At 59.3% G+C, this 23,917-nt stretch carries 22 protein-coding genes; 14 read left to right on the top strand and 8 right to left on the bottom strand.

Annotation, left to right across the window (positions count from 1 at the left end):
- Window positions 1-2: 2 nt before the first annotated feature.
- Both ACYZTM_RS11585 and ACYZTM_RS11590 read right to left on the bottom strand, forming a co-directional pair.
- The gene (locus ACYZTM_RS11585; protein ID WP_131063031.1) at window positions 3-719 is read right to left on the bottom strand and encodes an LrgB family protein; all 717 of its coding nucleotides are present in this window, start codon (window positions 717-719) and stop codon (window positions 3-5) included.
- Entirely contained in the window at window positions 716-1,078 is a 363-nt protein-coding gene (locus tag ACYZTM_RS11590; protein ID WP_461988735.1) for a CidA/LrgA family protein, read from the bottom strand. The genes ACYZTM_RS11585 and ACYZTM_RS11590 overlap by 4 nt, the downstream gene beginning before the upstream one ends.
- Before the next feature lie 197 nt (window positions 1,079-1,275).
- On the opposite strand from ACYZTM_RS11590, the gene ACYZTM_RS11595 reads away from it, so the two are divergent.
- From ACYZTM_RS11595 to ACYZTM_RS11605, 3 genes are all read left to right on the top strand, one after another.
- The gene (locus ACYZTM_RS11595) at window positions 1,276-1,731 is read left to right on the top strand and encodes a MaoC family dehydratase (RefSeq protein ID WP_131063029.1); all 456 of its coding nucleotides are present in this window, start codon (window positions 1,276-1,278) and stop codon (window positions 1,729-1,731) included.
- A 115-nt stretch (window positions 1,732-1,846) separates the two neighbouring features.
- Window positions 1,847-3,565: a C13 family peptidase gene (locus tag ACYZTM_RS11600; RefSeq protein ID WP_461988738.1), complete on the top strand. Its 1,719-nt coding sequence runs from the start codon at window positions 1,847-1,849 to the stop codon at window positions 3,563-3,565.
- A gap of 27 nt (window positions 3,566-3,592) precedes the next feature.
- Window positions 3,593-4,234 (top strand): oxidoreductase, encoded by a 642-nt coding sequence (locus ACYZTM_RS11605; protein WP_461977057.1) that lies wholly within the window; start codon window positions 3,593-3,595, stop codon window positions 4,232-4,234.
- A 76-nt stretch (window positions 4,235-4,310) separates the two neighbouring features.
- On the opposite strand, the gene ACYZTM_RS11610 is transcribed toward ACYZTM_RS11605, so the two are convergent.
- The 3 genes from ACYZTM_RS11610 to mpl are packed head-to-tail and all read right to left on the bottom strand — an operon-like array spanning window position 4,311 to window position 6,566.
- On the bottom strand, window positions 4,311-4,595 hold the full coding sequence (locus ACYZTM_RS11610) for a YceK/YidQ family lipoprotein (RefSeq protein WP_131063026.1): 285 nt from the start codon (window positions 4,593-4,595) through the stop codon (window positions 4,311-4,313).
- Window positions 4,588-5,220, bottom strand: a complete 633-nt coding sequence (gene ubiX / locus ACYZTM_RS11615; protein WP_010467349.1) for a flavin prenyltransferase UbiX — start codon at window positions 5,218-5,220, stop codon at window positions 4,588-4,590. Before ubiX ends, ACYZTM_RS11610 begins: the two co-directional genes overlap by 8 nt.
- Window positions 5,217-6,566: a UDP-N-acetylmuramate:L-alanyl-gamma-D-glutamyl-meso-diaminopimelate ligase gene (mpl, locus tag ACYZTM_RS11620; RefSeq protein ID WP_461988741.1), complete on the bottom strand. Its 1,350-nt coding sequence runs from the start codon at window positions 6,564-6,566 to the stop codon at window positions 5,217-5,219. Before mpl ends, ubiX begins: the two co-directional genes overlap by 4 nt.
- 197 nt (window positions 6,567-6,763) lie before the next feature.
- Here mpl and ACYZTM_RS11625 point away from each other — a divergent pair, with 197 nt between their 5' ends.
- A complete protein-coding gene (locus tag ACYZTM_RS11625) occupies window positions 6,764-7,915 on the top strand; it encodes a molecular chaperone DnaJ (RefSeq protein WP_461988742.1) in 1,152 nt (383 codons plus the stop codon).
- Window positions 7,916-7,951: 36 nt separating this feature from the next.
- Here ACYZTM_RS11625 and ACYZTM_RS11630 read toward each other — a convergent pair whose 3' ends face one another.
- The gene (locus ACYZTM_RS11630) at window positions 7,952-9,865 is read right to left on the bottom strand and encodes a sigma-54-dependent Fis family transcriptional regulator (RefSeq protein ID WP_461988744.1); all 1,914 of its coding nucleotides are present in this window, start codon (window positions 9,863-9,865) and stop codon (window positions 7,952-7,954) included.
- Between the two features lie 300 nt (window positions 9,866-10,165).
- Between ACYZTM_RS11630 and exaC the strand changes: the two genes are divergently transcribed.
- The 10 genes from exaC (at window position 10,166) to ACYZTM_RS11680 (ending at window position 21,359) form a co-directional block, all read left to right on the top strand.
- Window positions 10,166-11,686 carry an acetaldehyde dehydrogenase ExaC gene (gene exaC / locus ACYZTM_RS11635; protein ID WP_131063022.1) on the top strand — a complete coding sequence of 507 codons (1,521 nt, stop codon included), beginning with the start codon at window positions 10,166-10,168 and terminating at the stop codon, window positions 11,684-11,686.
- 115 nt (window positions 11,687-11,801) lie between these two features.
- Window positions 11,802-13,250, top strand: a complete 1,449-nt coding sequence (gene eat, locus ACYZTM_RS11640) for an ethanolamine permease (protein ID WP_461988746.1) — start codon at window positions 11,802-11,804, stop codon at window positions 13,248-13,250.
- A 50-nt stretch (window positions 13,251-13,300) separates the two neighbouring features.
- Complete coding sequence (locus ACYZTM_RS11645) at window positions 13,301-14,695, top strand: ethanolamine ammonia-lyase subunit EutB (RefSeq protein ID WP_461988748.1); 1,395 nt, start codon at window positions 13,301-13,303, stop codon at window positions 14,693-14,695.
- Between the two features lie 8 nt (window positions 14,696-14,703).
- The gene (eutC, locus tag ACYZTM_RS11650) at window positions 14,704-15,528 is read left to right on the top strand and encodes an ethanolamine ammonia-lyase subunit EutC (protein ID WP_165557512.1); all 825 of its coding nucleotides are present in this window, start codon (window positions 14,704-14,706) and stop codon (window positions 15,526-15,528) included.
- A 120-nt stretch (window positions 15,529-15,648) separates the two neighbouring features.
- On the top strand, window positions 15,649-16,107 hold the full coding sequence (locus ACYZTM_RS11655) for a GNAT family N-acetyltransferase (RefSeq protein WP_131063018.1): 459 nt from the start codon (window positions 15,649-15,651) through the stop codon (window positions 16,105-16,107).
- A 240-nt stretch (window positions 16,108-16,347) separates the two neighbouring features.
- Window positions 16,348-17,004, top strand: a complete 657-nt coding sequence (locus ACYZTM_RS11660; RefSeq protein WP_461988750.1) for a DedA family protein — start codon at window positions 16,348-16,350, stop codon at window positions 17,002-17,004.
- Window positions 17,005-17,010: 6 nt separating this feature from the next.
- Entirely contained in the window at window positions 17,011-17,823 is an 813-nt protein-coding gene (locus ACYZTM_RS11665) for a M90 family metallopeptidase (protein WP_461988752.1), read from the top strand.
- A gap of 273 nt (window positions 17,824-18,096) precedes the next feature.
- Window positions 18,097-18,624: an inorganic diphosphatase gene (gene ppa, locus ACYZTM_RS11670; RefSeq protein WP_028620880.1), complete on the top strand. Its 528-nt coding sequence runs from the start codon at window positions 18,097-18,099 to the stop codon at window positions 18,622-18,624.
- A gap of 231 nt (window positions 18,625-18,855) precedes the next feature.
- Window positions 18,856-19,602 carry a S24 family peptidase gene (locus ACYZTM_RS11675; RefSeq protein WP_131063015.1) on the top strand — a complete coding sequence of 249 codons (747 nt, stop codon included), beginning with the start codon at window positions 18,856-18,858 and terminating at the stop codon, window positions 19,600-19,602.
- A 695-nt stretch (window positions 19,603-20,297) separates the two neighbouring features.
- Window positions 20,298-21,359, top strand: coding sequence for a PDDEXK nuclease domain-containing protein (locus ACYZTM_RS11680; protein ID WP_461989130.1), 1,062 nt, complete (start codon window positions 20,298-20,300; stop codon window positions 21,357-21,359).
- 119 nt (window positions 21,360-21,478) lie between these two features.
- Here the strand turns inward: ACYZTM_RS11680 and ACYZTM_RS11685 are convergent, their stop codons facing one another.
- Together ACYZTM_RS11685 and ACYZTM_RS11690 are read right to left on the bottom strand one after the other, a co-directional pair.
- The gene (locus tag ACYZTM_RS11685; protein WP_461988754.1) at window positions 21,479-22,294 is read right to left on the bottom strand and encodes a YfaP family protein; all 816 of its coding nucleotides are present in this window, start codon (window positions 22,292-22,294) and stop codon (window positions 21,479-21,481) included.
- A 3-nt stretch (window positions 22,295-22,297) separates the two neighbouring features.
- On the bottom strand, window positions 22,298-23,917 hold the full coding sequence (locus ACYZTM_RS11690; RefSeq protein ID WP_461988756.1) for a DUF2300 domain-containing protein: 1,620 nt from the start codon (window positions 23,915-23,917) through the stop codon (window positions 22,298-22,300).

A 23,917-nucleotide genomic window follows, 5' to 3' on the forward strand; every position in this document is an offset into this window, starting at 1 on the left:
CCTTACACCACCATCGACACCGCCAACGGCAGGAACACCGCCGTGGCCACGCCCATCAGACTCATCGCCAGCGCCGCGAAGGCGCCGCATTCTTCACTTTCCTGCAAGGCCACCGAGGTGCCGACCGCATGGGCGGTCATGCCCAAAGCCATACCGCGGGCTTCAGGGCTGTGCACGCCCAGTCGGGTCAACAGACTCGGCCCGAAGATCGCACCAATCACGCCAGTGATCAACACGAACACCGCCGCCAGCGCCGCGACACCACCGATCTGCTCGGCCACCAACATGGCAATCGGTGACGTCACCGACTTCGGCGCCATGGTCATCAGAATCATGTGCTCAGCGCCAAACCACCAGCCCAGCAACACACCCATGCCCGTGGCAACCACGCCGCCTATCACCAGCGTAGTAAATATCGGCCAGAACAACTGCCGGATTCGTCGCAGATTGAGGTACAGCGGCACTGCCAGAGCAACGGTCGCAGGCCCGAGCAAGATACTGAGGATCTCGGTGCTCTTGCGGTACTCGGCAAAGTTGATCCCGCAAAGCACCAGCACGCCGATCACCAGCAGCATGGAGACCAGCACCGGCTGCAGAAAGATCCAGCGGGTTTTCTCGAAGGCCGCCAGCACCAACTGATAAGCGCCCAGCGTAATGCCGATACCGAACAACGGATGATGAATCACCGAGTCCAGCGCGCCGTGCCAATCGAGGATCATTGGCGATCTCCGCGATGGGCATGCCGCTTGACCATGCGTTGCATCAGCACCCCGGCAAATGCCATGGACAGCACCAGCGACAACACCAACGCGCCGACGATGGCCCAGAAATCCGCGGCAATGTCCTTGGCGTAAACCATGACGCCCACGGCCGGCGGCACCAGCAGCAACGGCAAGTAACGTAGCAGACTGCTGGCCGCCAGGCTCAATGGCTCGCCGACTTGCCCACGTGAAATCAGGTACACCAGCAACAGCAGCAGCCCGACAATCGGCCCGGGCAGCACCGGTAAAAACAAATGGTTGATGGCTGTGCCCAGCAATTGGAACAGCACCAGCCAGGTCAGGCCACGTAACAACATCCAGCATCTCCCGCACGCGCTCCCCACCAAAAAGGGGCCGGGCATTATAAGCACGTCAACGCTATGGATCGGCATTCGCCAAAAGCATGGTCAGTTGACCGGAGCAATTTGCCATGTTGATCTAAAGTGGTTCACAGGGAGGTCAAATCCCCCCGCTCGAAAAACTATAAATCCGATGAAACCCAAGGAGAGTCTCAATGCCCTATGTTCCCGTTGCAGAGCTCAAAGATTATGTCGGCAAGGAACTCGGACGTTCCGGATGGCTCACCATCGATCAGGAGCGCATCAACCTGTTCGCAGAAGCCACAGGCGATTATCAGTTTATTCACGTCGATCCGGTCAAAGCCGCGCAAACGCCATTTGGCAGCACCATTGCACACGGATTCCTGTCGCTGTCCTTGATCCCGAAACTGATGGAAGACATCCTGATCCTCCCTCAAGGGGCGAAGATGGTGGTCAACTATGGTCTGGACAGCGTGCGTTTCATCCAGCCAGTGAAGGTCAACTCCAGGGTTCGGCTCAAGGTCGACATGAACGAAGTCATCGAGAAGAAACCCGGCCAATGGCTGCTCAAAGCCACCGCCACCCTTGAAATCGAAGGGTCGGACAAGCCGGCGTATATCGCCGAGCCGCTGTCCCTCTGTTTCGTCTGACACATGCCTGATTGCGAAACAGCTCACGCTGTTTCGCGCCGTGTCTCTGCCGTGTCTCTATAAATGCGACACATAGCTGCGGCATACTCCGTCGCATAATTGCCCGGATCCCGCTATGCGCTCACTTGCACTCCTTGCCTTGACCCTATTGCTCACCGCTTGCGGCGATGGCGAATCGCTGCTGCCCCCCGATGCCCGCTTGCCGGACGGCGGGCGCTATCGCGGTGATCTGGTCAACGGCTTGCTGCAAGGCCAGGGCCGCATCGACTACCCCAACGGCAGCTGGTACGCCGGCGAGTTCGACAAGGGCCAATGGCATGGCCAGGGCGAATGGCATGGCAGCAACGGTGAGGTCTATCGCGGACTGTTCAATCAAGGCTTGTTCGACGGCCAAGGCACGCTGACCACCCCCGGCAGCAGCTACACCGGCGGGTTCAAACTCGGCCGCCGCGACGGTGAAGGTACGCTTAAAGAAAACGCGATGACCTATCGCGGTGAATTCAAGGCCGATCAATATTCAGGGCTAGGTCGTCTCGAACTCGACGACGGCAGCTCCTACCAAGGCCAGTTCGCCCAAGGCAAACCCAATGGCGAAGGCCAGCGCGGCGATGGCAGTGGCAATCAGTTCACCGGGCACTTCAAAGACGGACAGCTGGAAGGCAACGGGACCTTCAACAGCGCCGACGGCGACATCTATGTCGGTGGCTTCAAGAACAATCAGTTGCATGGCAAGGGCCGCTACGAAAACGCCGACGGCGATGTCTGGCTGGGTCAATTCAAGGAAGGCTCGCTGAACGGCAAGGGCGAGTTGATCGGCGCTGACGGCAGCCATTACATCGGCCAGTTCAGCGACTGGCGCTTTACCGGCCAGGGTCGATTGAACCTGCCGGACGGCAGCTTCTACATCGGCCAGTTCGACGGTGACAGCTACTCGGGACGCGGCACTCTGGTGCTCACCGACGGCACGGTGCAAAGCGGTACGTGGATTAATGGCCAGCGTGTTCGCGATGCCGATGGCAAGTTGCTGCCCGACACCCTCGAACTCGGGTTGCTGGCCCAGGGCCGGTTACTCGATGACGCCCTGTCCAGTGTGCCGGTCTCGACCCCGGTGGTGGAGCTGTACACCTTGACTCTGGGCGGTGACGGCAAGCAGAGCGTATTCCTGCGTGAGTCCGATTACGTCAGCAACATGCTCAGCAGCCGCTTCGGCGCCTTTGGCCAGATTCGCCTGGTGAACCATCGCGATCACCTCGTCGACCGGCCGATGGCCACCCGGGAAAACCTGCGCCGTGCCGCGGTGACCCTGGCCGAACGCAGTGGCCCGGAAGACTTGATCTTCATCTACCTGACCAGCCACGGCAGCAGCGAACATGAACTGGTGCTCGACCAGCCGCGCATGGAGTTGGCCGATCTTCCGGCCGACGAACTTGCCGCCGTCCTCGCGCCCCTGAAAAATCGGGACAAGATTGTTGTGATTTCATCCTGCTATTCCGGCGGTTTCATCCCCGCCCTCAAGGATGAACGCACGCTGATCATGACCGCCTCGCGTGCCGATCGTGTGTCCTTCGGTTGCTCGGAAGAAGCCAACTTCACCTACTTCGGCGATGCGCTGTTCGCCCAGGCACTGAACCAGACCGACGATCTGGAGCAAGCCTTCAAGCTGGCCAAGGCTACGGTGGCGGAGCGCGAACTGGCCGACGGCTTCGAAGCCTCTGAACCGCAGATCTGGGCGCCGAAAACCGTTCTCTCGCACTGGCAGCTTTTACGCAAGCAGCAGGCACGAAAAGCACTACAAAGTGTCTCTATCAGCAGCAAGGATGCAAAGAGCAACTAAGCTGAACAGTATCAAGGGGGAAACACTATGTACTTGACGCCTCAGCATGTATTGCTTGCCGGAGCTACCGGGTTAACCGGTGAACATCTGCTTGATCGCTTGCTCAATGAGCCAACGATTTCAAGGGTTTTAGCCCCCTCACGCCGGCCTTTGGCCGAGCATCCGCATCTGGAAAACCCGGTCGGCGATCCGTCCGTGTTTCTACCGCAACTGAATGGTCGCGTCGACATCGCCTACTGCTGCCTCGGCACCACCATCAAGCAGGCCGGATCGGAGCAGGCGTTTCGCGCAGTGGACCTGGACATGGTGGTGGCGTTCGCCAAGCGTGCGCGGGAAATGGGCGCACGGCACCTGATCGTGATCAGCGCCTTGGGGGCTGATCGAAGATCTTCGGTTTTCTACAACCGTGTCAAAGGCGAGATGGAATACGCATTGCGTGCGCAGGACTGGCCGCAACTGACCATTTGCCGACCTTCGCTGTTATTGGGCGATCGCGTCAAGCCGCGACTGGGCGAGAAAGTCGCCGGTCCGTTGTCGCGATTGATTCCGGGCAAGTACCACGGCATCGAAGCCTGCCAACTGGCCCGCGCGATGTGGAGGCTGGCGCTGGAAGAACAGGATGGGGTGCGGGTGGTTGAGTCGGATGAGTTGCGCAAACTAGGCAAGTAATCCTGTGGCGTCTGAGAAGACGCCTTCGCGGGCAAGTCGGACCGCGAAGGGCGCGACACCGATTCAATGCCGAACGCTACAACCCGCCCGTCGCTTGAAAACCCACTCCGATCACCGTCAGCAGCGACAACGGCAACAACAGCGTGTCGAGCAACGCGCTGGCCGGCAGATCAACGCCAGGGTAGCTCGGCGCTTCGGCGCCAAACCGGTCCATCGCGCAGCACCCACCGTTCATGGCGTACAAATCCAGGCGCGTCCCCGCGTACACCACTGGCGCCCCCGGCTTGGCGGCATCCAGCGTGCGCGCCGTGGCGCAGCCCGTCAGTTGCAGCGCCAACAGCATAATCAGCAGTTTATTCATCGCTGCTCAAATGATGTTCGCCCCAGCGCGGCAGCATGTCTTGCGGAATGTTCAACAGGTTGAGAATCCGTGCCACCACAAAGTCGATCAAGTCATCGATTGTCTGCGGCTGATGATAGAAGCCCGGCGAAGCCGGCAAAATCGTCACACCCATGTTCGACAACTTGAGCATGTGCTCTAGGTGAATGCTCGAATACGGCGCCTCACGCGGCACCAGAATCAGCTGTCGACGCTCTTTCAATGTCACATCGGCAGCACGCTCGATCAGGTTGTTGCAGGCACCGGTCGCAATCGCCGACAAGGTCCCGGTGGAACAAGGCACCACCACCATCGCCGCAGGCGCACCGGAGCCCGAGGCTACCGGCGACATCCAGTCTTCCTTGCCGTACACCTTGATTTGGCCGGCGGCCGCGCCGGTGTATTCAGTGAGGAAGGCCTGCATCGTCTGCGGTTTGGCCGGCAGCGTGACGTCTGTCTCGGTGGCCATCACCAGTTGCGCAGCCTTGGAGATCAGAAAATGCACCTCGCGGTCTTCGCGTATCAGACAGTCGAGCAGGCGTAAACCGTACTGGGCGCCCGAAGCGCCGGTCATCGCGAGGGTGATGCGTTCCGGGCCGTTGTTCATTGCAGCGCCTCGGCGAGTTTGCCGTGCAGGCCGCCGAAGCCGCCGTTGCTCATGATCACCACGTGAGTGCCGGGCTGGGCCTGGCTCTTCACGCGCTCGATGATGCCTTCCAGCGAATCGCTGACAATCGACGGCACGGTGCACAACGCTGCGGTCGCGCCCAGGTCCCAGCCGAGGTTGGCAGGGGCGTACCAGATAACCTGATCGGCATCGACCACGCTTTCCGGCAAGCCGTCGCGGTGAGCACCGAGCTTCATGGAGTTGGAACGCGGCTCGATGATCGCAATCAACGGCGCATCGCCGATGCGTTTGCGCAGGCCGTCGAGGGTCGTCGCAATCGCCGTCGGGTGGTGAGCGAAGTCGTCGTAGATGGTGATGCCACGCACTTCGGCGACTTTCTCCATCCGGCGTTTCACGCTTTTAAACGCGCTCAACGCGGCGATGCCCATGGCAGGCACCACGCCAACATGGCGAGCCGCTGCCAATGTGGCCAGGGCGTTAGCCACGTTGTGCTGGCCGGTCATGTCCCAATCGACGATGCCTTGGGCGACGCCTTCGAACATCACTTCGAACTTCGAACCGTCTTCGCTGAGCAGTTTGACCTGCCACTGACCGCCGGCACCAGTGGTTTGCACCGGGGTCCAGCAGCCCATTTCAATAACGCGCTGCAATGCCGGCTCGGTGGTCGGGTGGATCACCAGGCCTTCGCTCGGGATGGTCCGCACCAAATGGTGGAACTGCCGCTCGATGGCGGGCAGATCGGGGAAGATGTCGGCGTGATCGTATTCCAGGTTGTTCAGGATCGCCGTGCGTGGGCGGTAGTGAACGAACTTGGAGCGCTTGTCGAAGAACGCGCTGTCGTACTCGTCGGCTTCGATCACGAAGAACGGCGTATCGCCCAAGCGCGCGGACACCGAAAAGTTTTGCGGCACGCCGCCGATCAGGAAACCCGGGCTCATGCCCGCGTGCTCCAGGACCCAGGCGAGCATGCTGCTGGTGGTGGTTTTGCCATGAGTGCCGGCGACAGCCAGGACCCAGCGACCTTGCAGCACATGATCCGCCAGCCATTGCGGACCGGAGACGTACGGCAGGCCTTTGTTCAGCACGTATTCGACGGCCGGGTTGCCGCGGGACATGGCGTTGCCGACCACCACCAGATCCGGCGCCGGATCGAGTTGGGCGGGATCGTAGCCTTGGGTCAACTCAATGCCCTGCGCCTCAAGCTGAGTGCTCATAGGCGGATAGACGTTGGCATCGGAGCCCGTCACGTGATGGCCCAGCTCTTTGGCCAGAACCGCCATCGAACCCATGAAAGTGCCGCAGATACCAAGAATATGAATGTGCATAGTCGACCTCGTAAACATGGCCGCAGGTTAGCGTAGGGTGGGGAAAATCGCACCTTGTGTTTAGACTGGCCGACGATGACTTCCCATTATGCTACTCGACAATCAGAATCGGCCCACGCTGTGCGGCAGCACAGTACGGCACGGGTTTCCTTGATAATACCGCCCTCACCTCCCGGATGACTGCTCGGAAACTGCTCATGAATAACAAGACGTCTCAAATCAGCATCACGCCTGGCTCAAGCACGAAAAAACTGTCCGCCGGGCAGCGGAAATTCAACGGACTTGTCAAAAAAATCGAAACACAGCGCCAGACGCTCCTGGCATGGGAAACCGCCACCCCTTTATATATTGAACGCTGGCGCGAGGAGTTCATTCCTCAGTTCCACACATTTAGTCAACGCTCGCTTGAGCTTGTGCATGTTCTGGATGAACTCAGCGAACGGATAAAACTCTCGAAAACCGATCGCCACACGTTGATTCAGGAGATTTGCGCCCAGACCTTGTCGTTGATCGATAGCTGCAACTACACCGATGAAGATAAAGCCACCTTAAAAGCGCTGTACAACAAGCACAGCGGTCGTGACTTCGATGCCGACGCGAGTGAAGACGACGAGTTATTGAAACAGGGATTGCAAGAGATCTTCGGCGTTGATCTGGGCGACGATATCGACACGTTATCTGCTGAGGAAATTGCGCAAAAAATGCACGAGCGCCTGTGGGCCGAGCAAACGGCGCAGCAGCAGCAAAGCACCGGCAAAAAAACCGCAAGCCACCTGCGCCAGGAAGCGGACGCCGCCCAAGCCAGCCAATCTGTGCGCGAAATTTATCGCAAGCTGGCCAGTGCCCTGCACCCCGATCGAGAAACAGACCCCGACGAGCGCGAACGCAAAACCGTGCTGATGCAACGAGTCAACCACGCCTATGGCGAACGGAACCTGCTTGATCTGCTGCAACTGCAATTGGAAATCGAGCACATCAGCGCAGACACCCTTGATGCACTTCCCGCTGATCGGCTTAAACATTACAACCAGGTATTGTCCGAGCAACTCGGAAAGCTGCAAAACGAAGTGTTCGAAATGGAGTTGGCGTTCAAACAGCAATTCCAGCTCGATCCGTTCGATGAAGTGACACCCAAGAACCTGGCTAGCAAGTACCAATATCAGCTCAACAGGCTGATCAACGACACAGAAGAGCTGAACGGCCTGCGCGAAGAACTGAAGGACCCCAACATCTTGAAAGCCTGGCTCAGGGCGCAAAGGGAATATCAGAAGAAGATGGACGCCATGGACCTTGAAGCGGACCTGTTCGATGAACAGTTCGACGAGTTCCCGGATTCGTTTTTCCGCTGAATATCGGTCATCGGGTTTGACTCAACTCCACGTTCCTTAACGAGCAATCCCATGCTTGCGCAACTTTCTATAAAGGGTGTTGCGGCTGACGCCCAATTGCTCGGCGGTGTGGGTCACGTGCCAGCGCTGTTCTTCCAGGGCATTAAGCAGCGCCAGCCGCTCGGCATCCTCCAGCGGATGCTCCGATGGCTGTTCAGGGGCAGCGACCGGTAGCAGCCGATCCTGACGAATCATCGTCGGCAAATCCTCCAACCCGATCCGCCCGCCGTCACACAGCGCCGCCAGCGTGCGCAGCACATTGCGCAATTGCCGCACGTTCCCCGGCCAGGCAAAACCCAGCAACGCCTGCCGTGCCAGCGCATCGATGAACACCGTTTCGCCGCCCGCCTCTTCGGCCAACAAAAAGTCGAGCAACTGGGACTTATCACTGCGATCACGCAATGCCGGTAAAGCAACTTCCAGCCCATTGAGCCGGTAATACAAATCTTCGCGGAAGCTGCCGTCCTGCACCCGCTCCAGCAAATTACGGTGAGTGGCGCTGATAATCCGCACATTGACCGATTCCGGCTCGCCGCCGATCGGCACCACCTGACGGTCTTCCAGCACCCTTAATAGCCGGGTCTGCAAGGCCAGGGGCATGTCGCCGATTTCATCGAGGAACAAGGTCCCGCCATCGGCCTGTTGCAACTTGCCGCGCATGCCTTCCTTGCGAGCACCGGTAAAGCTGCCGCCGCGATAGCCAAACAGTTCGCTCTCGATCAGGCTTTCGGGGATGGCGGCGCAGTTGAGCGCGACGAAGGCTTTATCTGCCCGCCGGCTGGCCTGGTGGACGGCTTTGGCAAACGCTTCTTTGCCGGATCCGGTTTCGCCGTTGATCAGTAGCGGTACGTCCCGTTCGAACACACGCAAGGATTTGCGGAAGTCTTCCTGCAACCCGGTGTCGCCCAGACAAATGCCCGCCAAGCGCGAAGGTTCGGCGATCACCGGGCTTTGCACCACCGGCACAGGAATGCTGCGCGGCTGCCCACGCAACACGGCAAACAGACTCCGCCCGTCGCGCGTGCGCAACGGCCAACTGGCGCTGGCATTGACGCTGGCGCGGCCGAGCAATTCATCCAGCGAGCAGTCGAAAAACGCCTCCACCGGTTTGCCCAGCAACCCACCGCGAATATGCCCCAGCAGGTTCAACGCACTTTGGTTGACCGCACTGATCCGCCCTTCCCCGTCAAACGCCAGCAACCCTTCGCTGAACAACCCGACGGATTCGGCCTGAAGGTGAAAACGCAGCAGCCATTGATTGTCGAAATAACGCAGGAAATAACAGCTCTCGATCATCTTCGCCGAAAGATTGACCAGGGCCATGGTGTGGAACTGACTTTGACGAGAGACCTCGTGGCGCGCCGAGGACACGTCGAGCACGGCCAGCAGTTCGCCGTGAGGGTCGAACACGGGGCTCGCCGAGCAGGTCAGCCCGGTGTGACGGCCGCGAAAGTGCTCGTCCTGATGGATAGTCAGCGACTGACGCTCCACCAGACAGGTGCCGATGCCATTCGTGCCTTCGCACGCTTCGCTCCAGTCAGCGCCGAGCCAGAGGCCGGCGCGTTCGAAAATCTTCCGTTCGGCCGGCGCGGTGACGCAATTGAGGATCACGCCGCGGGCGTCGGTCAGCAAGACCGCGTGGCCGGCACCGGAGAGTTGCTGATGAAGGCTGGTCATTTCGCTGCCGGCGATGTGCAGCACTTGCTGCAAGCGCTCGCGGCTTTCCAGTACGCGGCCATGCTCCAGCACCGTGGGTGCCATGGTCAGGGCCGGGTCGAGGTGATAATCCTCAAGACAACGCAGCCAGGAACGGGCAATCGACGGATCGCTGCCGGGACCGCGCAGGTGGGATTTCCCCTGAGTGACGGTCAGGACCTGCTGGGCATGGCGACTCAAATGGTTGTCGTGCATTTCTTATTGTTCTCCCCGGGGCTCGGCGACCCGTGCATGAGGTGACGCCCAGCATCCTCCAGCCATCGGAGCATTGCAATGCTGGCGAGACCGCCCCGTCGCACGTTGTGCCATAAGCAGTACAAAGTGTCATCCAGGCTGTACCGAAAGCGTCACAGGCAGCGTCCGCCTGTCCGGCAAAAACCACGCAAGGCCTTGATTTACCTGACCTGCAAGGCAGTGGCCCGACCTTTGCTCTACGCTTATAGCAAGCGCACATGCGCTCTCCCTTATAAGCACAAAAGCCAAGGAGAAATCACCATGCGTTACGCTCACCCCGGTACTGAAGGCGCTATCGTTTCGTTCAAGAGCAAATACGGTAACTACATCGGCGGCGAGTTCGTCGCGCCTGTTAAAGGTCAGTACTTCACCAATACCTCGCCAGTGAATGGCCAACCGATTGCCGAATTCCCGCGCTCCACGGCCGAAGACATCGACAAAGCCCTGGACGCTGCCCACGCCGCCGCCGATGCCTGGGGCGCCACGTCCGTCCAGGCTCGCTCGCTGGTGCTGCTGAAAATCGCCGACCGCATCGAACAGAACCTGGAAGTCCTGGCGATCACCGAGTCTTGGGACAACGGCAAAGCGGTGCGTGAAACCCTCAACGCCGACATCCCGCTGGCAGCCGACCACTTCCGCTACTACGCCGGTTGCATCCGCGCCCAGGAAGGCAGCGCCGCCGAGATCGATGGCAACACTGTGGCCTATCACATCCATGAACCATTGGGCGTGGTCGGGCAGATCATCCCGTGGAACTTCCCGATCCTGATGGCCGCCTGGAAACTCGCCCCGGCCCTGGCGGCCGGTAACTGCGTGGTGCTCAAGCCTGCCGAACAAACGCCACTGGGCATTACCGTGCTGATGGAGCTGATCGGCGACCTGCTGCCGCCGGGCGTGCTGAACGTGGTGCAAGGCTTCGGCAAAGAAGCCGGCGAAGCGCTGGCCACCAGCAAACGCATTGCCAAGATCGCCTTCACCGGCTCGACCCCGGTCGGCTCGCACATCATGAAATGCGCCGCCGAAAACATCATTCCGTGCACCGTGGAGCTGGGAGGCAAGTCGCCGAACATCTTCTTCGCCGACATCATGCAAGCCGAAGAAACCTTCATCGAAAAAGCCGCCGAAGGCCTGGTGCTGGCGTTCTTCAACCAGGGCGAAGTCTGCACCTGCCCATCCCGTGCATTGGTGCAAGAGTCGATCTACGACGACTTCATGAAAGTGGTCATGAAGAAAGTGCTGTCGATCAAACGTGGCGACCCGCTGGACACCGACACCATGGTCGGCGCCCAGGCGTCCGAGCAGCAATTCGACAAAATCCTTTCGTACCTGGAAATCGCCAAGGGCGAAGGCGCCGAGCTGCTGACCGGCGGCAAGGTGGAAAAACTCGAGGGCAACCTGGCGACCGGGTACTACATCCAGCCGACCCTGCTCAAGGGCACCAACAAAATGCGTGTGTTCCAGGAAGAAATCTTTGGCCCTGTGGTGAGCATCACCACCTTCAAGGACGAAGCCGAAGCCCTGGCCATCGCCAATGACACCGAGTTCGGTCTCGGTGCCGGCCTCTGGACCCGCGACATCAACCGCGCCTATCGCATGGGCCGCGCCATCAAGGCCGGTCGTGTGTGGACCAACTGCTACCACCTGTACCCGGCGCACGCCGCGTTTGGCGGTTACAAAAAATCCGGCGTCGGTCGTGAAACCCACAAAATGATGCTCGATCACTATCAGCAGACCAAAAACCTGCTGGTGAGCTACGACATCAATCCGTTGGGCTTCTTCTAAACCGTCTGTCGCAGGCAAGCCACTCTCCTTGTGAGAGTGAGCTTGCTTGCACATCGGGCCTTCGCGCCAACCCGGCAATCACGCCGGTCAAAAACAATAAGAACAGGTGAACCCTATGCCTAGCGATCAAGCCAGCGTGCAGCCGGCTACCTCCTCGGTCGACTTTGAAAAAGTCGGCTCCGACTACTTCCAGCAACGGGAACTGAAAAAAGGTGCGGCAGGCTGGGTCCTGCTGGTGGGTCTGGGCGTGGCCTACGTCATCTCGGGCGATTACGCAGGATGGAACTTCGGACTGGCCCAGGGTGGCTGGGGCGGCATGTTTATCGCCACGTTGCTGATGGCGACCATGTACCTGTGTATGTGCTTTTCCTTGGCGGAACTGTCGTCCATGATCCCTACCGCCGGTGGCGGCTACGGTTTTGCCCGAAGCGCATTTGGGCCGTGGGGCGGGTTTCTGACCGGGACCGCGATCCTGATCGAATACGCCATTGCCCCGGCGGCGATCGCGGTGTTTATCGGCGCCTATTGCGAATCACTGTTCGGCATCGGCGGCTGGATGATTTACCTGGCGTTCTACATCATCTTTATCGCCATTCACATTTTCGGGGTCGGCGAAGCCCTGAAATTGATGTTCGTCATCACCGCCGTCGCCGCCCTGGCACTGGGTGTATTTTTGGTGGCGATGGTGCCGCACTTCAACGTCGCCAATCTGCTCGACATCCCGGTGACCGAGGCCAAGGGCGCCAGCAGCTTCCTGCCGTTCGGCTACGTCGGCGTGTGGGCGGCCATTCCTTACGCGATCTGGTTCTTCCTGGCCGTTGAAGGTGTGCCACTGGCGGCAGAGGAAACCAAAAACCCGAAACGCGACCTGCCACGCGGGTTGATTGGCGCAATGCTGGTGCTGGTGACCTTTGCCCTGCTTATTCTGGTCATCGGCCCTGGCGGTGCGGGCGCCAATGCGTTGATGACCTCGGGTAACCCGTTGGTCGAAGCGCTGAGCAAAGCCTATGGTGGCTCGACCTGGATGGGCCACTTCGTCAATCTGGTGGGCCTCGCGGGTCTGATCGCCAGTTTCTTCTCGATCATCTACGCCTACTCGCGGCAGATCTTTGCGCTGTCCCGCGCCGGCTACCTGCCGCGCAAACTGTCAGAAACCAACAAGAGCAAGGCTCCCGTATTGGCACTGATTATTCCCGGCATCATCGGATTCGGCTTGTCGCTGACCGGTCAGGGTGACTTGCTGATTCTGGTGGCAGTGTTCGGCGCGACCATTTCCTACGTCTTGATGATGGCGGCGCACATCACACTGCGTATTCGGCGCCCCAAAATGGACCGGCCATATCGCACGCCGGGCGGTATCTTCACCTCGGGTGTCGCGCTGGTGCTGGCTTGCATCGCCGTGGTGGCGGGTTTTCTGGTGGACCCGCGTGTAGTGATTGGCGCTGCGATCATCTATGGAGTGTTAATTGCTTACTTTGCCTTCTACAGTCGGCATCACTTGGTAGCAGGCACGCCCGAAGAAGAATTCGCGGCCATTCAGAACGCTGAAAAAGCCCTGCACTAACGGCCAGAAATCACGGCGCAGCCCTGTCTGCGCCGTCACGGAGAATCTGTATGGCTAGTTTTGCTCACACTGTCGGTGGCCTGACTTATCGCTTCGAAAGCCTCAAGGAGGTGATGGCCAAGGCCAGTCCGGCACGCTCAGGGGATTTCCTGGCTGGCGTCGCGGCACTTAACGATGGCGAACGCGTGGCTGCGCAAATGGCCCTGGCTGACATTCCGCTGACTCACTTCCTGCTGGAAGTACTCATTCCTTACGAGGCCGATGAAGTCACCCGACTGATCATCGACACTCACGACAAACACGCTTTCGCAGTTGTCAGCCACCTTACCGTCGGCGGTTTCCGTGACTGGCTACTGAGCGATGCGGCCGACGAACAGAGCCTGCGCGCCCTGGCGCCCGGCCTGACCCCGGAGATGGTCGCCGCCGTGTCGAAGATCATGCGCGTGCAGGATCTGGTGCTGGTGGCGCAAAAAATCCGCGTGGTCACGAAATTCCGCGGCACGATGGGTTTGCGCGGGCGGTTATCCACACGCCTGCAACCCAACCACCCCACCGACGAACCGGCCGGCATTGCGGCGAGCATTCTCGACGGTCTGCTGTACGGCAATGGTGACGCGATGATCGGGATCAACCCGGCCACCGACAGCATCGCGTCGATCTGCGCCATGCTGGAAATGCTCGACGCGATCATCCAGCGCTACGAAATTCCTACACAAGCTTGCGTTTTAACCCACGTCACCACGTCCATCGAAGCGATCAATCGCGGTGTTCCGCTGGACCTGGTGTTCCAGTCGATCGCAGGCACCGAAGCGGCCAACGCCAGTTTCGGCATCAACTTGAATGTCCTGCAGGAAGGTTATGATGCCGGCCTGAGCCTGAATCGCGGCACCCTGGGCCAGAATCTGATGTATTTCGAGACCGGCCAAGGCAGCGCCCTGTCAGCCAACGCCCACCACGGCATCGATCAACAAACCTGCGAAACCCGAGCCTACGCCGTGGCGCGCCATTTCAAACCGTTCCTGGTCAACACCGTCGTAGGATTCATCGGCCCGGAATACCTCTACAACGGGAAACAGATCATCCGCGCCGGCCTCGAAGACCACTTCTGCGGCAAGCTCCTGGGCGTGCCCATGGGTTGCGATATCTGTTACACCAACCACGCCGAAGCCGACCAGGACGACATGGACACCCTGCTGACCCTGCTGGGCGTAGCCGGGATCAATTTCATCATGGGCATCCCCGGCTCCGATGACATCATGCTCAACTACCAGACCACCTCGTTCCACGACGCCCTTTACGCCCGCCAGACGCTGGGCCTGAAACCGGCGCCGGAGTTCGAACAATGGCTGGCGAAAATGGGCATCCTTACTCAGGTGGACGGAAAGATTCACTTCGGCGACAGCCTGCCTCCAGCCTTCCGCCAAGCGATGGCGCAACTGGGATGAGTGTTGAAATGGATAAACCACCTGTTGATCCAGAGAATCCGTTGCTGGAACTGCGTCGCCTGACCCCGGCGCGGATTGCACTGGGCCGCACCGGCACCAGCATGCCGACGAGTGCGCAACTGGATTTCCAGTACGCCCACGCACAGGCCCGGGACGCGGTGCACCTGCCATTCGACCATGCCGGGCTCAGCTCCCAATTGGCCGAAGCCGGGCGCGAGAGTTTGCTGCTGCACAGTGCAGCCCCGAACCGGGACAGTTACTTGCAGCGCCCCGATCTGGGGCGAAAGTTGAGCGATGACTCGGCCCGAACCCTGCGCGAATACGCGCGGGCCAAACCTGGCGGGGTGGACTTGGTGATCGTGGTCGCCGATGGCTTGTCAGCGCTGGCCGTTCATCGCCATACCTTGCCGTTTCTGGCGCGGATGCAAGAGCAGATTGAAGCTGAAGGCTGGTCCGTGTCGCCTGTGGTGTTGGTGGAGCAAGGCCGGGTCGCCGTGGCTGACGAGATTGGCGAGCTGCTCGGCGCGAAAATGGTGGTGATCCTGATCGGTGAACGCCCTGGCCTTAGTTCGCCGGACAGTCTGGGTTTATATTTCACCTACAATCCAAAGGTCGGGCTGACAGATGCCTACCGCAACTGCATCTCCAATGTCCGGCTCGAGGGCCTGAGCTACGGAATGGCGGCACACCGCTTGTTGTACCTGATGCGCGAGGCTTGCCGTCGGCAGTTATCGGGGGTCAATCTGAAGGACGAAGCCCAGGTTCATACGCTGGAGTCGGACGCCGGTGCGGACATGAAAGGTAATTTCCTACTGAGCCCGCCGAATACCTGAACCGTTTCCGCATTGCGTTTCTGTTCCGATTTCAGGCAGGATCGAAGCACGGCTGCCCGAGTGAAGAACCGTTCGCCGTCAGAGCACGTGAAGACAGCCACTTGAAGACGAGACTTATCAATGCGGATTATCCAAGCGACCCTCGAACACCTGGACCTGCTGACCCCGTTGTTCGTCAAATATCGCGAGTTTTATGGCTCACTGGCCTATCCGGACTCCTCCCGGGCGTTCCTTGAAAAACGCCTGCGACGCAAGGAATCGGTGATTTACCTGGCGCTGGCCGATGGCAACGACAAACTGATGGGTTTCTGTCAGTTGTACCCGAGCTTTTCGTCCCTTTCGCTCAAACGTGTGTGGATTCTCAACGACATCTATGTCGCCGAAGACGCCCGCCGGCAGTTAGTCGCAGACAACCTTATGCGCACCGCGAAAAAAATGGCCAAGGAAACCAATGCCGTGCGCATGCGCGTATCCACCAGCAGCGACAACGAAATCGCGCAGAAAACCTATGAGTCCATCGGGTTCAAGGAAGATACCGAGTTCAAGAACTACGTGTTGCCGATCAGCGACGAGCTTTGATGCTTGCCAGCTTCTGTGATGAGGGATCGTGCGCCCTCATCACAGAAGGGTTATTTATTGTCACCAGACTTCCGATCGCGCCATAGACATCCCCCGCTACAATCTCGACGCGCGCTTCACCACTCAGCCCGTATAATGCCGGCCTTTTCGGCTTGTAAGAAAAACTACACTCATCTGTAGGCTTTCGCGAAGTCATCCGCACAGGCCTGCTGAGTCTGGCCGTCACCACAGGTGCTCTCCATGGATTTCAACCCGATCGACCTTATCCTGCATCTCGATGTTTACCTCGACTTGCTGGTGAACAACTACGGGCCATGGATCTACGCCATCCTGTTTCTGGTGATCTTCTGCGAAACCGGTCTGGTGGTAATGCCGTTCCTGCCGGGCGACTCCCTGCTGTTCATCGCGGGCGCCGTGGCGGCCGGCGGCGGCATGGACCCGGTGTTGCTGGGTGGCCTGCTGATGCTGGCGGCGATCCTCGGCGACAGCACCAACTACGTCATCGGCCGAACCGCGGGCGAACGCTTGTTCAGCAACCCGAACTCGAAAATCTTCCGCCGCGACTACCTGCAACAGACCCACGACTTCTATGACAAGCACGGCGGCAAGACCGTGACCCTGGCTCGTTTCCTGCCGATCATCCGCACGTTTGCACCGTTCGTCGCCGGTGTCGCCAAAATGCCTTACCTCCGGTTCTTTGCCTTCAGCGTCCTCGGCACCATTTTGTGGGTCGGCGGCCTGGTGACTCTCGGTTACTTCTTCGGCAACGTACCGTTCATCAAGTCCAATCTTTCGCTGCTGGTAGTGGGCATCATCCTGCTGTCGCTGGTGCCGATGATCATCGGCGTGGTCCGCAGCCGCTTCGGCAACTCCGCGTCCAAAGCCCAATCGCGCTGACTCGCGATGTGGTCCCTGAGCGCCTGGCGTCGCCGGCGCATCCTGACCAGACACCCGGTTGCCGACGACCTGTGGCAACGGGTGCGCCAGCACTTGAGTTTTCTCGATGGCCTCAGCGCCGCCGAAGATCAATGGCTGCGCGAAGCCTGCGTGCTGTTCCTGGAAGATAAACACCTGACCGCCCTGCCCGGCGTCGAACTCCACCAGGAGCAACGGTTGCTGCTCGCCGCTCAAGCGCAATTGCCACTGTTGCATCTCGGCGATCTGAACTGGTACCAGGGTTTCCACGAAATCGTCCTCTACCCCGACGATTTCCTCAGCCCTCAACGGCATCGCGATGCCAGCGGCGTCGAACACGAGTGGGATGGCGAACACAGCGGCGAAGCCTGGCAGCAAGGCCCGATCATCCTCGCTTGGCCCGGCGTGATGGCCAGTGGCGGCTGGGAAGGCTACAACCTGGTCATCCACGAACTCGCGCACAAACTCGACATGCTCAACGGCGACGCCAACGGCTTGCCACCGCTGCACCCCGACATGCGGGTCAGCGAGTGGGCCAAGGTCATGCAGCACGCCTACGATGACCTCAACCGGCACCTTGACCGCAATCCGGACGCCGAAACGGCCATCGACCCGTACGCGGCGGAAAACCCCGCCGAGTTCTTCGCGGTCACCAGCGAATACTTCTTCAGTGCCCCGGATTTGCTGCACGAGGCGTATCCTCAGGTCTATGAGCAGTTGAAGCTGTTTTACCGCCAGGACCCGCTGGCCCGGTTGCGGCAACTTCTGGCCGAAGACCCGGTCTATCAGGCACACGACTAGTGCCCAGCCTCACCGATACGTTGCTCTTTTGACGAGTGGCCGTTGTGGTCAGGCAAGGCGCCGCGACGAGTCATAGCTGGCTATGGCGAGGAGCGGCAACGCAGCATGACCGCAACGGACGCCGTCAAAAAGCAACAGTATCGGTGAGGCTGGGCACTAGGGTCTCTACGACCTCTGGTACGTGGCGTCGGCGCAGGAATATGCCTATAATCGCCGCCACTTTTTGGTCAATCCGGCCAAGTGTTTTTGGTCAACTAACGGGGGCACCGCCCAATGAGCTACAGCAAGATTCCGGCTGGCAAAGACCTGCCGAACGACATCTACGTCGCGATCGAGATTCCGGCCAACCACGCGCCGATCAAATACGAAATCGACAAAGACAGCGATTGCCTGTTCGTTGACCGTTTCATGGCCACCCCGATGTTCTACCCGGCCAACTACGGTTTCATCCCGAACACCCTGGCCGACGACGGTGACCCCCTCGACGTGCTGGTCGTGACCCCTTACCCGGTTGCGCCAGGCTCGGTCATCCGCGCTCGTCCAGTCGGCATCCTGCACATGACCGACGACGGCGGCGGCGATGCCAAAGTCATCGCAGTCCCACACGACAAGCTGTCCCAGCTGTACGTCGACGTGAAGGAATACACCGATCTGCCTCCGCTGCTGCTGGAACAGATCAAGCACTTCTTCGAGAACTACAAAGACCTCGAAAAAGGCAAATGGGTGAAGATCGAAGGTTGGGGCGACGCAGAAGCCGCTCGCACCGAGATCATGAAGTCGGTTGCTGCCTATAAAGGCTGAGACGCCATTGGCCTCGCGCCTGTGACGACTTGAAGAAAACCCCGGTTGATCCGGGGTTTTTTGTGGGCGTTCATAAAGTGGCTTTTAAACGCCGCGTTTACCAAGCGACCACTTCAGTTTTTTATTGTTTAATTTGTTCCAAATACGTCTTACATCCGGTCGTAAATTTCCCTCGAAATTTGAACGGTTCGTTTATTCAAAGCCCGGCCCAGCGCCCGTAGACTCGTGTTTATGAAAAAGAACACTAGCGGCCCACGGTTTAAGACGCTCCTCGAAGAAGCGAAAATAACGACGACAGGATTTGCCGCTTTCTTCGACACGGAGCCGCAAAATATCCATAACTGGTACACCCGCGGTGTGCCCGCCTACCGCATGGAAGAGGTTTCCAGACTACTGTCGGTAAACAGCGACTGGCTCAAGACCGGCGAAGGTCCACAAAGCTCAAAACACCTGCGCCTGCTCGACGAGTCAGGCAACACCTTCGACGCCCAGGCCATCCGCGGCATCTACACGGTGGTCGAACCTACCGATGTCGAGTTGCCCGTTTACAAAGAAATGCCCATCGCCCCGGGGTCCTACAAAACCCACGTCATCGAAGACCCCGGCCAATTCATCCGCCTACCCAAAAGCCACCTCGACTCCCTGGAAATCAACCATGCGGATGTGTTCTGCGTCCACATGCTCGGCAACGGCATGGGAGCCAGGATTGAGGACGGCTCCACACTCGCCATCGACCGTGGACTGACCAAGGTGATTGACGGCGAAATCTACGCCATCGAGCACGACGGAATGCTGCGAATCAAATACCTGCACCGGATGCCTGGCAATGCGCTGCGGTTGCGCAGCTACAACAAAGCCGAGCACCCGGACGAGATCTTCAATGCCGAGCAGATTGAGAAGCAAAACATCAGGGTGATGGGGTGGGTGTTTTGGTGGTCGACACTGAATAAACGACGGCCGGCGGTGCCGTTTCTGTAATACCTGAGTGCATTTTCAAGAGTAAGCCCACTCCCACAGGCATCACACAATCCCTGTGGGAGCGGGCTTGCCCGCGAAAGCGATGGCTCGTTCACCCAAAAAATCCGGGTGGATTACCTGATCCCGAGCCCCCGACAGCTCTAAGACGCACACCACGCTGGGAATCCCCAAAAAAAATCAGTATGCTGCGCCCCACATTTGCGCATCACCCCGCCCCGCGGCTCTGATCGCACCGACAAGGGAGATGATTTTCTCGCCGAGTCCCACAGCCGGACGCAAGATCCGGGTGTACGTTTTGAAGGCTGGCGCGGTTTACCAAAAATGAACCAAGCCAGTCCCCGAGAAGCCGGCCACAAGCCGGCTTTTTAATGTCTGTCGAAAAGCTTCTGATCTGGTGTCAGCAGTGCTGACACTCTTCTTTCATTAGGCGACAGAGACCTAAAAGTAAGCAGCTTCGCCTTCTCCTGAAGGAAACTTCCTTGAAAGCCCAACCTGCTTGCGCCTTATAAATGCGCTGGCTAATCTCCGACCGTCACTGCCAAATCAGTAATGGATTTAGCAGCTCACCGTTTGATTCGGTGCAGATGCTCCTATTCGCTCGGCACTTTTTATGGCCTCGTCTTTCTATGACCTCTACACCGAGATGGCGGCAACGCGGCGAAGGCCGCGCCGAAAAAGCCAAAAGGGAAAAAAGCATGAGCGACACCCCCGCTAGCCTGAGCATGCCGCCCGAAGGCTATGGAGATTGGCTGGCCGACCTCAAAGGCCGCATCCATAACGCCCAGCAGCGCGCCACTCTGGCGGTGAACCGCGAACTGGTGCTGCTCTACTGGCAGATCGGTCAGGAAATTTTGTCCCAGCAAGCACAACAGGGTTGGGGAACCAAGGTGATCGACCGCCTGGCTCAGGATTTGCGTGCGGCTTTTCCGGATATGAAAGGGTTTTCCCCACGCAACCTCAAGTACATGCGCGCCTTTGCCCAAGCGTGGCCGGACGCAAAATTTGTGCAAGAGGTGCTTGCACAATTGCCTTGGTATCACCAGTTAGCGTTGCTGGACAAATTGCCCAGCCCGGAAACTCGCTGCTGGTATGCCGCCCAAGCCATCGAGCACAACTGGTCGCGCAACATTCTGGTAATGCAGATTGAGACCCATCTGCTGGAGCGAAGCGGCAATGCAATCAGTAACTTTGATAATCACCTGCCCAAGCCCCAGTCCGACCTGGCCCGCGAATCACTGAAAGACCCGTACCGTTTCGACTTTCTCGGCCTGACTATTGATGCCCAGGAACGCGAGATCGAAAACGCTCTGGTCAAGCATGTCACCGAGTTCTTACTGGAGCTGGGTGCAGGCTTTGCCTTCGTCGGCAAGCAAGTGTTGCTGGATGTAAGCGGTGACGAGTTCTTCATCGACCTGCTGTTTTATCACCTCAAGCTACGTTGCTATGTGGTAATCGAACTGAAGTCTGGGAAGTTCAAGCCCGAGCATTTGGGTCAGCTGAGTTTTTATCTCACCGCAGTCGATGCCCAACTCAAGTACCCGCAGGACGGCCCGACCATCGGCCTTCTGCTATGCAAGAGCAAGAATAAGGTTGTGGCCGAATACGCCCTGCGTGATAACGCCCGCCCCATCGGTGTTGCCGAATACCAATTAGTGGAATTCTTGCCGGCAGAACTGCAAACCAGCCTGCCCAGCATTGAACAGATCGAGCGCGAGCTGGCAAGTTATGACGCATTCATGGAGGACGACTCGCAATGACTGAACAGATCTGTAACCCCCATTAATAGACTGACAAGTGAGGGCGGACGGGGAGCTGTATGGCGCGGAGGATCAGGAGCGCAACCGGGTGAAAATGCTGCGGTCGCTGTCTCTGAGACTCACGGATAACTAAACCCCTTAACCAACGTCAACTCCCCTACCGCCCGCATCGGCACCAGAAAAGTCTCCATCCTCTCATTCGGCGTCCCCTCCTCCGTAATCACCGTCACCTGCGCTGTCGTCAGCGGCTGAACCGCATCCTCCTGCCCCTCCTCATCACTCCGATACCCGCCCCCGAAGTAATTCACGTAAACCAGATACTGCCCTTTGATCGGCGCCGGCATGGCAAAAATTTCCGGGCCGTAGCCGGTCGTCACGTCCACATCCAGCGCCGCGCCATTGGGCACAACCCGATCGCCATACCAGATGTGCGCACCGTCGGGCGTGATGAGGTGCAAGTCCAGATCCGTCCCATCACTGTCCCAGGCCAGCAGCACTCGCAACTTGGCAGGCGTAGCGCCGCCACTGGCATTGAGAAACTGCGTCCGATGCCGCTGCTGCCCATCGGGGCTACGAACTTCAACGCTGTTGCTGCCATTGGGAAACGAGAACGGCCGATCAAAGCGCCCAGCCGGATCAATCTTCAGCGGCATGCTGACGCCGTTAACGATCAACCGACCAGGCTCACTCGACTTGGGCATGGCTTTGATCTGCCCCGTGATACGCGCAGTGTTGGCCTGTCCCACCGGCGTATTCACCGACGACGCCGGGTAGTTAACGGTCTGACGAAAGCTTTCACCTTCACCTTCGGACGCGCCAGTGCGCCAACCACCAACAGGCGTATCAAGTTTCACACCGCTTTCAGCCGCAAACACCGTCGGCAATACGCAAAAAGTACAAAGGAACAGGAAGACCTGTGGATAACGGAGTTTCATGGCCTATTCCAGCAAGAGGTGGCGGGCGAGCCCTTCGATGTAGGTTTCATCCTGGCCGTTGGGGTGTGCTTCGAAGGCCAGGTGCAGGTATTCGTGGGTCAGGTCGAGGCGATCCTGCAGCGACAGCACGCCACGCACGTACATGCGTTGGCGTTCGCGGTCGACATAGGGGCGGCCGAAGGCCAGGCGGCAGACGGCGAAGGTGCTGACGTCGTTGTAGCCGACCTCGCTTTCCAACCGCGGACGCCAGCCTCGGCGTTGCTTTTGTAGCCAGTCCTGGGCGGCGGGCAGTGCTTCGCAGGAGGCGACGGGGTTGTCCCAGCGGCTGAGGCTCGCGCGCGGGTAGGCGTGGAGCAGGATGGCGTCGTAGCGCTGGCCGGCGTTGGCTTGCTCGACGGCGTGCTGCCAGGACAGTTTGTCCGGGCCGGGTTGGTCGGAGTGATAGGTGACGGTACTGCCGGCGAGGACCAGGTCGCTGGTCCAGGCGGCAATGTTGCGTGATTCGGGGGTGGCCGGGCGTGGGGCGACGCGTTGGCGGCTGCTGCTGTCGTCGATGCTCAGGCAGTCGCCGTTGCGGGTGGCGTTTTGCAGCAGGTAGGTGCGGATGGCGACGGCCAGGGCTTTGGCGGCTTCGGCCGGTTCGGGTTTGGCTTCCCGTTGCAGGACGCGGGCGACGTATTCTTCGCGGTCCAGGCGGGCGACCAGTTTTTCACCCACCAAAAACAGCTCACCCTCACTGTGGATATCCAGCTGATTGCCGTTGGCGAAATCAACGCGATAGTCGCCCTGCAAAGGCCCGGAAGAAACAACCCGATCCCCCGCAAGCACTTGCCCGATCGGATAACGCGAAAACAGACCGACCTCGACACATCGACCCGCATCTGAGGGCCAATCCACGGGCAACACCGAAGCCAACGCAGCGCCATAATGACGAAGCACCATCTGACTGGTCCCCCGTCCGCCCGCCCAGATCGGCGTGCCGTCCGTCATCCAACCGGCAAACCCACCCTGACGCGACGACGGATCCTGATCGCCCAACCAGCTCCAGGTTTTCACCCGCAGTCGGCCACCGAGTTCGCCGACGACATTGCCGTCAGCCGCATTGAGCACCACATCGAGTAACACCCGCCGCGCCTGATCCTGCGCCGGCATCACCGCCAGCACCTTCAGCAGTTCCGCCACCGACACCCGCGTAGAAGGCTGCAACGAAGGCAAGTTCAGCAACCACTCCGGCGCCTGCCGCGCCTGCCAATACTGCCGCCATCCAGCATTGGAAATACCCAACCGCGCAGGCTCAAAGTACAAGCCGCACGACTTCACCAACGCCTGATCGCGCTCAATCTTGCCGCCAGCGGTGCAGCAATAAACTTCCTCTTTCGACTGCCCTCGACACTCATACGCTGGTTCACGGGCGCCGGTATCCACTAGCCAACCGTAAACGAACAACTTCCACAGACTGCCCAATGGCGTCTGCAAATCCGAAGGTAACGGCTCACGCGAAATCACCCGAGTCGGGCTCAACGAAATCAATTCACCCTTGAAGCCCAGGCGCAGCGGCTCGTCCTGCGCTGTCGCCAACGCAGGAATCAAACACAGCAGCCACCAGACCAGCGGTCGGGTCAT

The sequence above is a fragment of the Pseudomonas sp. MDT2-39-1 genome, from assembly GCF_054898085.1.